This window comes from Mesonia ostreae (assembly GCF_031845265.1).
GTDB lineage: Bacteria > Bacteroidota > Bacteroidia > Flavobacteriales > Flavobacteriaceae > Mesonia > Mesonia ostreae.
Map to the genome: position 1 here is coordinate 92486 of NZ_JAVRBG010000010.1, position 13246 is coordinate 105731.

Annotated in this window: 13 protein-coding genes, 1 tRNA gene and 1 other RNA gene; 6 read left to right on the forward strand and 9 right to left on the reverse strand. The window is 34.7% G+C overall.

Features of this window, described 5'->3' with window-relative positions:
• The first annotated feature begins 5 nt into the window (after positions 1 to 5).
• Positions 6 to 911: a Ppx/GppA phosphatase family protein gene (locus tag RLT85_RS10975; RefSeq protein WP_311402089.1), complete on the forward strand. Its 906-nt coding sequence runs from the start codon at positions 6 to 8 to the stop codon at positions 909 to 911.
• Here the strand turns inward: RLT85_RS10975 and RLT85_RS10980 are convergent.
• The gene (locus RLT85_RS10980; RefSeq protein ID WP_311402090.1) at positions 908 to 1489 is read right to left on the reverse strand and encodes a MiaE family protein; all 582 of its coding nucleotides are present in this window, start codon (positions 1487 to 1489) and stop codon (positions 908 to 910) included. The genes RLT85_RS10975 and RLT85_RS10980 overlap by 4 nt on opposite strands.
• Entirely contained in the window at positions 1489 to 3231 is a 1743-nt protein-coding gene (locus RLT85_RS10985) for a DNA polymerase III subunit gamma/tau (RefSeq protein WP_311402091.1), read from the reverse strand. The genes RLT85_RS10980 and RLT85_RS10985 overlap by 1 nt, the downstream gene beginning before the upstream one ends.
• Before the next feature lie 105 nt (positions 3232 to 3336).
• On the opposite strand from RLT85_RS10985, the gene rnpB reads away from it, so the two are divergent.
• An RNA gene (gene rnpB / locus RLT85_RS10990) (RNase P RNA component class A) lies at positions 3337 to 3652 on the forward strand.
• Positions 3653 to 3850: 198 nt separating this feature from the next.
• Here the strand turns inward: rnpB and RLT85_RS10995 are convergent.
• The 3 genes from RLT85_RS10995 to RLT85_RS11005 are packed head-to-tail and all read right to left on the reverse strand — an operon-like array spanning position 3851 to position 5839.
• On the reverse strand, positions 3851 to 4390 hold the full coding sequence (locus RLT85_RS10995; protein ID WP_311402092.1) for an RsmD family RNA methyltransferase: 540 nt from the start codon (positions 4388 to 4390) through the stop codon (positions 3851 to 3853).
• A complete protein-coding gene (locus RLT85_RS11000; protein ID WP_311402093.1) occupies positions 4390 to 5226 on the reverse strand; it encodes a DUF3822 family protein in 837 nt (278 codons plus the stop codon). Before RLT85_RS11000 ends, RLT85_RS10995 begins: the two co-directional genes overlap by 1 nt.
• Positions 5186 to 5839 (reverse strand): hypothetical protein, encoded by a 654-nt coding sequence (locus tag RLT85_RS11005; protein WP_311402094.1) that lies wholly within the window; start codon positions 5837 to 5839, stop codon positions 5186 to 5188. Before RLT85_RS11005 ends, RLT85_RS11000 begins: the two co-directional genes overlap by 41 nt.
• 112 nt (positions 5840 to 5951) lie before the next feature.
• Here RLT85_RS11005 and RLT85_RS11010 point away from each other — a divergent pair, with 112 nt between their 5' ends.
• On the forward strand, positions 5952 to 7391 hold the full coding sequence (locus RLT85_RS11010; RefSeq protein WP_311402095.1) for an ATP-dependent DNA helicase: 1440 nt from the start codon (positions 5952 to 5954) through the stop codon (positions 7389 to 7391).
• A 323-nt stretch (positions 7392 to 7714) separates the two neighbouring features.
• Positions 7715 to 8440 carry a 3-deoxy-manno-octulosonate cytidylyltransferase gene (kdsB, locus tag RLT85_RS11015; RefSeq protein WP_311402148.1) on the forward strand — a complete coding sequence of 242 codons (726 nt, stop codon included), beginning with the start codon at positions 7715 to 7717 and terminating at the stop codon, positions 8438 to 8440.
• Positions 8441 to 8445: 5 nt separating this feature from the next.
• Here the strand turns inward: kdsB and RLT85_RS11020 are convergent, their stop codons facing one another.
• Genes RLT85_RS11020 through RLT85_RS11030 form a run of 3 tightly spaced genes read right to left on the reverse strand, consistent with a single transcriptional unit; the run spans position 8446 to position 10923 of the window.
• Positions 8446 to 9756, reverse strand: a complete 1311-nt coding sequence (locus RLT85_RS11020) for a cryptochrome/photolyase family protein (protein WP_311402096.1) — start codon at positions 9754 to 9756, stop codon at positions 8446 to 8448.
• A gap of 2 nt (positions 9757 to 9758) precedes the next feature.
• On the reverse strand, positions 9759 to 10451 hold the full coding sequence (locus tag RLT85_RS11025) for an SDR family NAD(P)-dependent oxidoreductase (RefSeq protein WP_311402097.1): 693 nt from the start codon (positions 10449 to 10451) through the stop codon (positions 9759 to 9761).
• 10 nt (positions 10452 to 10461) lie between these two features.
• Complete coding sequence (locus RLT85_RS11030) at positions 10462 to 10923, reverse strand: SRPBCC family protein (RefSeq protein WP_311402098.1); 462 nt, start codon at positions 10921 to 10923, stop codon at positions 10462 to 10464.
• A 133-nt stretch (positions 10924 to 11056) separates the two neighbouring features.
• Here RLT85_RS11030 and RLT85_RS11035 point away from each other — a divergent pair, with 133 nt between their 5' ends.
• The gene (locus RLT85_RS11035) at positions 11057 to 11614 is read left to right on the forward strand and encodes a hypothetical protein (RefSeq protein WP_311402099.1); all 558 of its coding nucleotides are present in this window, start codon (positions 11057 to 11059) and stop codon (positions 11612 to 11614) included.
• Between the two features lie 292 nt (positions 11615 to 11906).
• Here RLT85_RS11035 and RLT85_RS11040 read toward each other — a convergent pair whose 3' ends face one another.
• Entirely contained in the window at positions 11907 to 12908 is a 1002-nt protein-coding gene (locus RLT85_RS11040; protein ID WP_311402100.1) for a M28 family metallopeptidase, read from the reverse strand.
• Positions 12909 to 13063: 155 nt separating this feature from the next.
• Between RLT85_RS11040 and RLT85_RS11045 the strand changes: the two genes are divergently transcribed.
• A tRNA-Ser gene (locus RLT85_RS11045) sits at positions 13064 to 13148 on the forward strand.
• Positions 13149 to 13246: the final 98 nt, after the last annotated feature.

Sequence of the window (13246 nt, forward strand, 5' to 3'; positions counted from 1 at the left end):
TATACGTGTTAATTATAAAAAAATACGCCGCTATAGATATCGGTTCTAATGCCGTTAGATTGTTAATCTCTACCATTACAGAACCCGAAGGTAAAGAGCCTACGTTTAAAAAAACCTCTTTGGTGCGTGTGCCTGTGCGTTTGGGAAAAGATGTTTTTGTAGAAGGCAAAATATCTTCGTATAATATGCAGCGCATGCGAGATACGATGCAGGCCTTTAATTTATTAATGAAATCTCACCAAATAGAGCGTTATAAAGCTTGCGCTACTTCGGCAATGCGAGATGCGAGCAACGGTGAAGAGTTGGCAGAGTTGGTAAAAAAAGAGTCTAAAATTGATATTGAAATTATTGACGGTGAACACGAAGCGGCTATTATTGCTGCAACAGATTTGCATGCGTTAACACAAGGTGACAAGACCTATCTTTATGTAGATGTTGGAGGAGGTAGCACAGAGTTTACGCTTTACGCGGAAGGAAAAATTATTAGTTCTAAATCATTTAGATTAGGAACGGTGAGAATTCTTAATGATATCGTTGAGCCTAAATTATGGAAAGAAGTGGAAGATTGGGTAAAAACAGTCACTAAAAGTTATTCAAAGATTTCTCTAATTGGTTCTGGTGGAAACATCAATAATATTTTTAAAAGTAGCGGCCAAAAAATGGGCAAACCTTTGTCTTATTTTTATTTAAGCTCATATTATCAATTGCTTAATTCATTGACCTATGAAGATAGAATATCTCAGCTCAACTTAAATACAGATAGAGCCGATGTAATTATCCCCGCCACCAAGATTTATCTTTCTGCGATGAAGTGGAGTAGATCAAGAAAAGTATATGTTCCTAAAATCGGACTTTCAGACGGGATTATTAAATCGCTTTACAAAGAAGAGAAAAATAAAGAAAAGCTTTAGCCGTGAATAGATTCTTTTTTGCTGAGGTCTTTCATGATTTCGGCTTCAAAATCTAATAAAGACTGCCATTTTTTATCTACCTCTTCACGATTGCCGTATTGGCGTGCAAAATTGAGAAACATAGTGTAATGATTGGCTTCACTTATCATGAGCTTTTTATAAAAAACGCGAAGGCCTTTATCTTCTAACTCTTCAGAAAGAAGTTTAAAGCGCTCACAGCTTCTGGCTTCAATTAGAGCGGCATACAATAGCCTGTGAACCATTTGGTCTATCCTACTTCCACCTTTAGGAAAAAAATTGATGAGCTGTAAAACATATTCATCTTTACGATCTCTACCCATTTCAAAGCCACGTTTTAAAAGCTCATCATGAACCATCTTAAAGTGACTCATTTCTTCTTGAACCAAATCTACCATAGCTTGTGTAAGTGCTGTAAATTCTGGAAAGCTCACAATTAATGAAATGGCAGTAGAAGCTGCCTTTTGTTCGCAATAGGCGTGATCTATAAGAATTTCTTTAAGATTTTTTTCTGCAATATTGACCCAACGAGGATCTGTAGGAAGTTTTAAACCAAGCATTATTTTATATCTAAATCAAAGGTGGTACGTAATTTTTCTAGCATCGGGTTTTTTTCTAGCATTTTATCAAACTTATCTCTTCCCGTAAAAACATATTTTTTTGCCATAGTTTCATTTACTTCAATCTCAATGTCTACGTAAGAATTGTTTAATCGCTTTCTTAAAAAATTAATGACAGGTCCTTTTGCTCTTTCCAGTTCTACTTTCATAGTAGCATTAGGCAAGCTAATTTTAAGGATTTTATCATGTAAAGTTGGCTTGTCTGTGGCTAAAATTGAAGCTAATATTTTTTGTCCTCTTTTCTGAAGTCTCGCAGTGTATTCATTCCAAGCGGCTAAAGCTTGATTTTCTGAAAACTTGTTGTCTAGCTTTACTTCTTCTTTATCGGTTTTATTCTTCTTTAGCGCTTCTATTTCTTTCTTACGCTGAATACTTTTTATAGAAAGACCTGAGGTTTTTTTCTTTGCGATTTTTTCTTCCGCGGAAGCGTTAAGAACAGAAGCTTGTTTTTCTTGTACGTGATGATGCTTAGGTTGATTTCCCGCTGCAAACTCAGCGGGTTTTTCGTTATTGGTGGCATTTTTAGGATGCTCATTGGTTTCTATTACTTCTTTGGAGGCCGAAGTTATAGAAACAAAATTTTTGGCAGGAATTATAAAGTGCTTAGACTTTTTTTTTTCTCCATCAAAAGTGATGGAAGCCAATTGCATTAAGCAAAGTTCTACGAGAAGTCGCTGATTTTTACTAGCGCGATATTTTAAATCGCACGCATTGGCGAGCTCAATCGCATGCAATAGAAATTCTTGGGAAGCTTTTTGTGATTGCTCAAAATACTTGGTTTTGGTTTCTTCGCCTACCTCTAATAAAGCAATAGTGGCTTGATCTTTACAAACCAATAAATCTCTAAAATGGGACGCTAAACCGGCGATATAATGGTTGCCATCAAATCCTTTGGATAAAATTTCATTGAACTGCACCAAAAGCTCAGGAATTTTATTGTCTAAAATTGACTGGGTAGACGTAAAATACACCTCATAATCCAATACATTTAGATTTTCTGTAACGGCTTCTCTTGTAAGTTTATTACCAGAAAAACTAACGACTCTATCGTAAATGGAAAGTGCATCACGCATCGCACCATCTGCCTTTTGAGCAATAATGTGCAAGGCGTCATCTTCGGCTTCAACGCCTTCACTTTTTGCAATCTTAGCCAAATATTCTTTGGCATCGGTCACGGTAATTCTCTTAAAGTCAAAAATTTGACATCTAGAAAGAATAGTGGGGATAATTTTATGCTTTTCTGTTGTGGCTAAAATAAAAATAGCGTGTTTTGGAGGCTCTTCTAACGTCTTTAAAAACGCATTAAAAGCTGCGGAAGAAAGCATATGAACCTCATCAATAATATATACTTTGTAAGAACCAACCTGCGGCGGAATCCTTACTTGATCTATTAAATTACGAATATCATCTACCGAGTTGTTGGAAGCGGCATCGAGCTCAAAAATATTAAAAGCGAAATCTTCTTCTTGCTGATTTTCTGTGGCTTGTTGGTTTATTCTTTTGGCTAAGATTCTAGCACAAGTTGTTTTTCCAACTCCGCGAGGTCCTGTAAAAAGAAGTGCTTGAGCAAGATGATTGTTTTTTATAGCATTCTCTAGCGTGTTGGTAATGGCTTTTTGGCCAACCACATCATCAAAAGTTTCGGGTCTATATTTTCGTGCAGATACTATAAAATGTTCCATCGTTCACAAAGATAGAAATAGGTGTCTTATTTTGCTTTATAGAAAGCTAATTTTTTATCATAGTTATTCACAATCGGTATCTTTGAAAAAACTATATTTGCGTTGAAAGCAGACCGCCTTATCGCTCTAATTTTTTTTGGAGAGGAAAGTCCGGACACCACAGAGAAGCATAGCGGCTAACAGCCGCCAATACCAAACTTGTTTTGGGATTAGGACAAGTGCAGCAGAAAGAATGTACAGGTAATGCTGTAGTGAAACCAGGTAAACTCTATGCGGTGCAATGTCATGTAAACCAATGTTTGAGGGTTCTCGCCCGATGTTGGAGGGTAGGCAGCTAGAGGTTTTTGGCAACAAAAACCCCAGATAAATGATAAGGGCCTTTTTTTAGGTACAGAATCCGGCTTATAGGTCTGCTTTTTTTCTTTTTAAATTCTTTCGATACAGTTGGTCTCTGGTTTTCTTTTCTTTTTTGAGTTGGAAGATAGAACTAGAGCATAGAAAATAGATTCTAGAACCTAGACTTCATTATCAAATTATGACATTTTCAAATTAACAAATTAACAGTGTAGGGCTTCGATACAATTTTCTCTTGAAAATCACTCCGCTAGCCGGATGGTTTTTATTTAGAAAAGAAAGAAAATACAGAACCTCCATAACGTCTATCTTCCGTAAAGTTAGGATGGTCTTTTAAATTACCCGTATGTTTAGAATGTTCTACAATTAAAACGCCATCTTCTTCTAGAAAATCATTGTTAATAACGAGATCTACAATTTTTGCAAATTGCTCATCCGAGAAATCGTAAGGAGGGTCAGCGAAAATAAGATCAAACTTAAGGTTGACTTTTTCTAAATATTTAAACACTTCACTTTTAATGACAGCGATAGAAGCTTCTAATTCTTCGGAAGTTTCTTTGATAAATTTTACACATCCGTAGTGTTGGTCTACTACCGTAATATTTTTGGTTCCTCTAGAGATAAACTCGTAAGTGATGTTTCCGGAGCCGGAGAATAAATCGAGTACAGAAATATCGCTAAAATGAATCCTATTGTTTAAAATATTAAACAGACCTTCTTTGGCGATGTCTGTGGTAGGACGAATAGGTAGCTTTTTGGGAGCCATTATTCTTTTACTCTTATATTTTCCGGAGATGATGCGCATTAAAATTGACTTAAAATGAGGTGGTGAAGTTGAGTATTTGCTGTAATATTTTCAGATAAGTAAATAGAAGTCGTATCTATTTTAAGCAAATCTAGATATTTAATATAAGTAGATAACATGTGATAGTTGCTGTCTTCTTTTTCGATATGTCCAAAAACCAAGATAGGAATTTCAAGAGGATCTAATTCCAATTGTTCTAGCACAAACAACACATAATAAATAAAATCTTCTTTGGTTTGGTAGTTAAAGCTATTGGCTAATTGTAATTCGCCTTCTTTAAAGAATATCATATGAAAATGAGTGGGATGCACGTGTAGTAAAACTCGAGTCTTAAGATCTCGTTTTTTTACAAACTCAATGAGACTAGAAGTAATGTGTTTAAAAGAAAACTCCCCAAATTTTTCGAATAAGTAATTATTGATATTCGTGTAAGGAATGTAGACGTTTTTGGCTTTTATGGCTTCCACATCATCAAAGGTGACGTAATCTGTAGCTAATATTTTAATGTTGAATTTTAAATAATCTGTGAGGTTTTCTTCCGTAAAGAATGCATCAGGAACGAGGGTATTTAAAGTATTAGAATATATTACTTCCAATTCATCTACAGCTTCCTCCTTGCTAAAAGCCTGTTCTATCCCAAGCTTTATTTCTTTAAGAAGGTTCTCTGGAGTTTGTTGAGATAAGAAAGTTTTATGCTTTAAATCTTCCACTTTATGGCTCTCCTTGTTACCTGTACAAAAAGAAAATCCATCCTGAGCAATCAGGATGGATAACTTATTTTTAGTAGGTTCTATATTATTGGTCGTTAGCTCCATAAACTTGTGGCCAGTTACCATTGGTATTGATCTCTGTCATGGAACCAATTTTAATATATTTTCCATTTACACCATCAACAGAAATCACTTGCTTCTCTTGCATGATTAAATCTTTATCTAAATCTTGTAAAATTGCATCTTTAGAAACCTTTACTTCAAATACAGGAATCTCTGTATTGTTCTTAGTGATCTTACCGTTCTCAATCTCAAACTTCGCTTTTTTATTGGTTGTAGGAACGTACATCATATCTTTATAACGCTTAGAGTTTTTAAAGATAGAATCTTTTACAGCTACTGTACCAATAGTATCAATGATGGTTTTACTCATATATTGGTCTACATTATATGTTTTCTTGTATTCTTCATCTAAAACTGTAGTATCTCTACGTTGCGTAACGGTAAACTCTGCCGTATCTACAAATGTAATTAGGTTATTAAAGTTTCCTGCAAAAGTTCCCGTTACTTGTTTGTGTGCAAGTTGAGCTTTTCTAATATCCTTTAGTCGATCAATTACTTTTTGGTAACGGACTTCTTTGGTCTTATTAAACTCTATGGGTTCATAAACTGCGTTAAAAGTTAAATATCCTAAAACACCAATAACAATCCAAAGTAGTAATTGAATTACAAGTTTCATAGTTTCAAATTTATGATTTATAGTATCTACGCAAATCTACAATTTTTTTTTGTTCGTAAAAGTTTCCAAAGATAAAAATGCGTCTTTATATTTGATTTTATATTTCTAAGCTATGACTTCACAAGAATTGTACCGTTTATTGATCAAAGAATTTTCCTATCAACCTACCGTACATCAAGATATCGCCCTCCAAAAACTCTCTATTTTCTTAACGGAAGAAGAACAAGATCATTTGTTTATTTTAAAGGGATATGCAGGTACAGGGAAAACGACAATTATTGGAACGATTGTAAAAAACCTTTGGAAAATTAAGAAAAGTCCCGTTTTGATTGCACCAACAGGTCGGGCTGCCAAAGTGATGAGCAATTATTCAGGAAATCAAGCATTTACAATTCATAAAAAAATATATTTTCCGAAGAAGAGTAGTGGAGGAGGAAGTATTGAATTTACGTTACAACCCAATAAGCATAAAAATACCATCTTTATTGTAGATGAAGCTTCCATGATTTCAGATTCTACCGCAGATAAAAAATTATTTACCGATGGTTCCCTATTAGATGATTTAATACAATATGTGTATTCTGGAAAAAATTGTAAATTGATTTTTATAGGAGATACTGCACAGTTACCGCCAGTACATCACAGTTTGAGTCCGGCGTTAGACCCAGAAAAGCTTTCGCTTAGCTACGATAAAAAAGTAGATCAAATAGAATTGACGGAAGTAATGCGACAGCAATTAGAAAGCGGAATTCTAGAAAATGCCACCTTGCTTCGGGATACCATTAAAGGAAGTTTTTATGATACATTTAAATTTAAAAACACAGGCGGAGATTTTATTCGCTTGATTGATGGCTACGAAATCATGGATGCCATTAACGATGCCTACAGTTCACAAGGACACGAAGAAACGGCGATTGTGGTGATGTCTAATAAAAGAGCCAATATTTACAACGAGCAAATTAGATCCCGTATTTTATTCCGCGAAAGCGAAATTGCAGCAGGAGATTTTTTAATGGTAGTAAAGAATAACTACTTTTGGATTAAAAGTAGCAGCGAAGCTAGTTTTATTGCTAATGGTGATATTGTAGAAATTCTCGAAATTTTTGAAATTGTAGAACTTTACGGATTTCGGTTTGCCGAAGTAAAAGTGCAAATGGTAGATTATCCCAAAATGAAACCTTTTGAAACCGTGGTTATGCTCGATACGCTAACTTCTAATACTCCATCGTTACCTTATGAAGAGTCTAATAAATTGTACCAAGAGGTGATGAAAGATTATGCTGATGAAACCTCTAAATACAAGAAATTCTTGAAGGTGAAAAGCAACAAGTATTTTAATGCGTTACAGATAAAATTTAGCTATGCGATGACTTGTCATAAATCTCAAGGGGGACAATGGAACACCGTTTTTGTAGAGCAACCGTATTTAAAAGATGGAATTACTGAAGATTATTTGCGTTGGTTATATACCGCTTGTACACGAGCCAAAGAAAAATTATATCTCATAGGGTTCAAAGATGATTTTTTTGAAGACGATAGTGAAATACTTTAGCGGAAGTAAAAAAATCTTATTTTTGAACAAAAAGGCTGTAATTTTTTGAATAAAAAAGGCTGTAATTAAGAAACACGTTGATAATTTTAAATTATATATTTTCTTTTCTATGGAAATAGCCGCCCAGTTGAAGCCTTAGAATTAGTTCGCAATAAGTTATTATATTATTCAATTCTAACGATCACAAAGGGGATTAAACTTCCTGAAGAGAAGGACTTAAAAAATGCTATTTTTAACCAAAAACGACAAACCAAAAACTAAAAACTAAAAACGAAAAACGAAAAACCAACCTAGTGAGCAAAGAAAAACTAAAAGTAATCGCTATGATTCCCGCGCGCTATGCGGCAACCCGGTTTCCTGGCAAATTAATGCAAGACCTTAACGGAAAAACAGTCATAAGAAGAACCTACGAATCTACTATAAAAACCGAACTTTTTGATGATGTTTTTGTGGTGACCGACAGTCAGATTATTTATGATGAAATCCATGCACATGGCGGAAAAGTGATTTTAAGCAAAACCAATCACGAATGTGGTAGCGATCGTATTGCTGAAGCCGTAAAGGATATGGATATTGATATTGTGGTGAATGTGCAAGGCGATGAACCTTTTACTTCTAGAACGAGTTTAGAGAAAGTATTGAAGGTTTTTTATGGCAGCGATGCGCACCACATAGACCTTGCTTCTTTGATGACGCCGCTTTACGGAAAAGAGGATGTTGAAAACCCTAACCATGTAAAGGTAATTGTGAATCAGAATAATTTTGCCTTATACTTTTCTAGATCTCCCATTCCTTACCACCGCGATAAAGACGTAGACGTTACTTATTATAAACACATTGGTATTTATGCTTTTAGAAAGCAAGCCATTTTAGATTTTCATCAATTACCAATGCTTACTTTAGAGGCTTCAGAAAAAATTGAGTGTATTCGCTATTTAGAATACGGCAAAAATATTAAAATGGTTGAAAGTGAAGCGATGGGAGTAGGGATAGATACGCCTGAAGATTTAGAAAAAGCCAGGCGCATTTTAAATGAGCAAGAAAACTGATAAACTTATTTCTTAACCGCCGCCTTATATACTTCTAAACAACGTTCTCTGGCTTCTTTATGATTCACCATACGCTCTGGATATTCATCGGTATCATATTCAGGAATCCATTTTCTGATGTATTTTTCGTCTTTATCAAACTTCTCTAATTGAGACTGCGGATTAAAAATCCTGAAGTAAGGCGATGCGTCAACGCCAGATCCAGCTACCCATTGCCAGTTTCCTACGTTAGAAGACATTTCATAATCCAATAATTTTTCAGCGAAATAAGCTTCACCCCAGCGCCAATCAATCAGTAAATGCTTGCATAAAAAGCTTCCTACCACCATACGCACGCGGTTGTGCATTAAACCTGTAGTGTTAAGTTCTCGCATCCCTGCATCTACCATAGGATAACCCGTCTTACCTTCTTTCCATAATTCAAATTCATCCTTGTTATTTCGCCATTTAATTTTATCGTATTTAGCTTTAAACGCATCTGTAACAGTTTCGGGATAATGGTAAAGAATTTGCATAAAAAACTCGCGCCAAATAAGTTCGTTCCAAAAAGTTTCGTTTTCCGCGTGAAGCGCCTTCTTTAAAACTTTTCTTACACTAACACTCCCAAAACGCAAATACGGACTTAGATGACTTGTCGCATCTTTGGCTGGTAAATTTCTGTGATCCTCGTATTCTTCAATAGTAATGGGCGTGATGTCATATTCTGGAAATGAAATAGATGATTTCTTAAACCCTATATCGCTTAAGCTAAGGTTGGGTAATCGTGTATTTTTTATGAGATTAGAAAGATAATCGTTGGTGTAATAAATTTGAAGCTCATGATCTTTAAACGCTTTTTTCCATTTTCTCATAAATGGCGTGTAAACCAAATATGGTTCGCCATCATCTTTAACCACTTCACTTTTTTCAAAAATGACTTGGTCTTTAAAAGAAAAGAATTCGATTTCTTCTTTTTCTAATAACTGCTGAATTTTTTCATCCCGTTCTTTGGCATAAGGCTCATAATCTGTATTGGTAAATAGCGCCTGAATGTCATAATCTTTTAGAAGTTGCTGAAAGATTTTTTGAGGTTGGCCGTGATAAATGGCTAAAGAGCTAGCATGATCATCTTGTAGCTCTTTTCTCATCTCTTGCAAGCGTTCAAAAATATAAGTTACACGAGCATCCTCTTTAGGTAACGCAGATAAGATTTCTTCATCAAAAATAAAAATAGGTAGCACAGGATGCTCTCCTTTTAATGCTTCCCAAAAACCTAAATTATCATCAAGTCTTAAATCTCTCCTGAACCAAAATAACGATACTTTCTCTTTTGCCATATTTATATTTTTAAGGTAGACATTCCGCCATCTAAATGAATTACTTGTCCTGTCATCCAACTGCTTTTTTCAGAGAGGAGGTAAGTAGCCGCATTGGCAATATCTGTAGCTTCTCCAACACGTTTAAGCGGATGTACCTCATTCATCATTTCCATCTTTTTATCGCTACTTAAAATATTTTTGGCCAAGTTGGTATTGGTGAGCGAGGGAGCGATAACATTTACTCTTACGGTTGGCGCATACTCTGCCGCCAATGCTTTTGCAAAACCTTCAATAGCTCCTTTTGATGCTGCCACACTGGTATGAAATGGCATTCCTACTTGTACGGCAACCGTACTAAAGTAAACGATACTCGCTTGCTCAGATTTTTTTAATAGAGGCAAAACCACTTTAGTGCAATTTACTAAACTCATAAAGTTTTTTTGTAAATCTTCCTCAAAATCTTTTTCCTTTAGCATTTTAAAAGGCTTTAGGTTAATTGTACCAGGGCAGTAAATGAATCCGTCTAATACTTCAGGCAAATCTAAATCTTCTAGATTATCTTTAAATGCATCAAATTCATAATGTGTTACCTCTAAATCACTTAAATTATCCTTAGTTCTTGAAGCCACCATCACATTTGCATCATTATGTAGTTGCTTTACGATTTCTAATCCAATTCCGTGGCTACCGCCAATGAGTAATATATTTTTCATAGTTATAATTTTATATTGTTCCAAAAAGTTGGTTCAGCTTATTCTTTCTGTAGTTAAAAATTTCTTTAAGTTTCGGCTTCACTAAAATGGGATGTCCAAGTTGACCTAAGACACCGAGAGGAAGTTTGTAATCAATAATATCTTCCATTTCTACACCACCTTCAATCTCGTTAATAAAATGCTTGTGGTGCCAAAGTGCATAAGGGCCAAATCTTTGTTCGTCTACAAAATATTCTCCTTCTTTGACGTGGGTAATTTCGGTTACCCATTTGGTTTTAATTCCTGCGATAGGGGTAACAATATATTGTATAATTTGTCCCGCATACATAGGTCGGTCTCCTCCAGTGAGAATATCAAAACTCATATAATTTGGCGTAATCTCTTTTAAGTTAGCGGGATTTGATAAAAACTCCCAGGCTCTTTGTCTTGTAATAGGGAGGCGTTGCTTTTCGTGAAGTCTGTATAATTTCATAAAAGCTAAATTAGGCTATATTTTGTTTAAACAAAAGCAAGATAAGTTAAACAAAAGTTATTGTTTTCATTTTTGTTCGAATTTAAATGCTAAAAAATTTACCTTTAACTTAAACGAACTAAAAAATTAATTTATGAAGAGCTTTTTTGCCTTAAGTTTAGTAATACTAATGTTTTCTTGTGATAGCACAAAATCGACTAGCGATGAGAAATCGTCCAATACTTTATCTCCCGATGAGAAACAAGAAATGTCAAAAAATATAAGTTCAATCACTTTAGAATCGGGTTGTCTACCTGCAGGAGATTGCAATTTGGAAGTGATGCCCAACACGAAAATGGATTTTAAAATAGACACTGCAGAAATGCTGTACCCAGAGTTTGTAGATGATTTGCATACCAATACGGTAAAATTTAGTTACAATGAAGATACCGATAAAGAGTTAATGGACGGTCATTATCGAGAAGAGGTTTACTTTGAAGTAAAAAACGGAACCAAGGAAATGAATCTTCAAGATATGGAGCTTAAAGATGTGAATTTTCTTTACGGAAGATTTTGCTATTGCAAAGGAAGTGCGGGTTACTTTAAAGTAGATAAAGGTAACTTAACGATGAAAGATGGGAAATTAACTGTCGAATTTGCTAACGGACAAGTACCGCAGAAATTAGGGAAAATTACAGCTTCTTATAAATAATAAAATAAAGAACCAAGACCACTTAGCTGTTAGAAACTAGAACCAAGATTTAATTGTAACTAATGGATAAACAGTAGTGGTTTAAATTAAAGATATTTTCTCTTTATCGATAATATTATTTTCGGAAAAACGAAGTGTCTATTTTTGATTTTTATATATTTAAAATGCTTATTTACTTTCCTTTTACATAGACAACATTAGTAAGATAAGAATTTAAATTTATTTTTATAAAAACATAAAAAAAGCAGCTCCTTGGAGCTGCTTTTTTGTTTCAATAGAAGGAAATTTAAGCTTATTCAGCTTTATCTACCACCAATCTTTCATCTCTATTAGCAACCTCCCAAGCGGTATAAAATATCAACTTGGTTCTTTTTTCTAATAAATCATATTCAATTTTATCTGCAGTATCGGTAGGTTTATGGTAATCTGCGTGAGTTCCATTAAAGTAAAATATTACTGGAATATTGTGTTTTGCAAAGTTGTAATGATCACTTCTATAGTAAAAACGATTTGGGTCATTTTCATCATTATAGGTGTAATCTAGGTCTAAGTTAACATATTTACTATTCATTTCTTCGGAAACCTTGTGTAAATCGGTACTTAACTTATCACTTCCAATTAGGTACACATAATCTGCTTTTCCTTCGTGCGCTGGATCTATTCGACCAATCATATCCGTATTTAAATTGGTTACGGTATTTTCTAGCGGAAAAATAGGATTTTCAGTATAATACTTAGAACCTAATAAACCTTTTTCCTCTCCGGTTACGTGCAAAAATAGAATAGATCTTCTCGGAGAAAAACCATCTTCTGCCGCTTTTTTGAAAGCTTCTGCCATTTCTAGCATAGAAACCGTTCCAGAACCATCATCATCTGCTCCGTTATAGATTTCACCATCGCTCATTCCAACGTGATCGTAATGCGCAGAAATAACTACAATTTCTTCAGGAAATTCACTTCCTTCAATAAAAGCCACCACATTTTCTGAAGCTTTAAATTTATCGTTAAAAAAGCTTGACGGAATGTGTTGGTAGTAACTGTCTCCCAAAGGAGAAGCAATATTTAATTTTTGATATTCTTTCTTCAAATATTCCGCAGCCATTTTTTGTCCGGGTTCTCCAGTGTCTCTTCCTTGGTATTCATCTGAAGCAAAAGTATAGAGGTGTTCTTTTAATTCGGCGGAAGTAATGGTGTTACCATAAGTTTCTACATTAGCTTCACTAAGAGATTGGTCTTTTTGTACGCTACAGGAAAACATAGTTCCAAGCGCGGCAACTAATAAAATTTTATGCATTTTTTTTAACTTAAATATGAGTGGCACAAGATATTAAATAATTCATAATTTGGAAGTCTGAAAATACTTAAAAAAAAGTCGATTTATTTTTTGGGAATTGAAAAAAGGGCTTATATTTGCAACCGCATTCAGGGAATACCTGATGAGGCGCTCAAGGAGAAATGGCAGAGCGGTCGAATGCGGCAGTCTTGAAAACTGTTGAGGGTCACACCTCCGGGGGTTCGAATCCCTCTTTCTCCGCGATGTCAACGGATATTCAGTTAGTTACGAGGTTGACACCCAAATTTACACCCAATTCCACTTGAATTGGGTGTTTTTTTATCAAATTTTCCAACAAG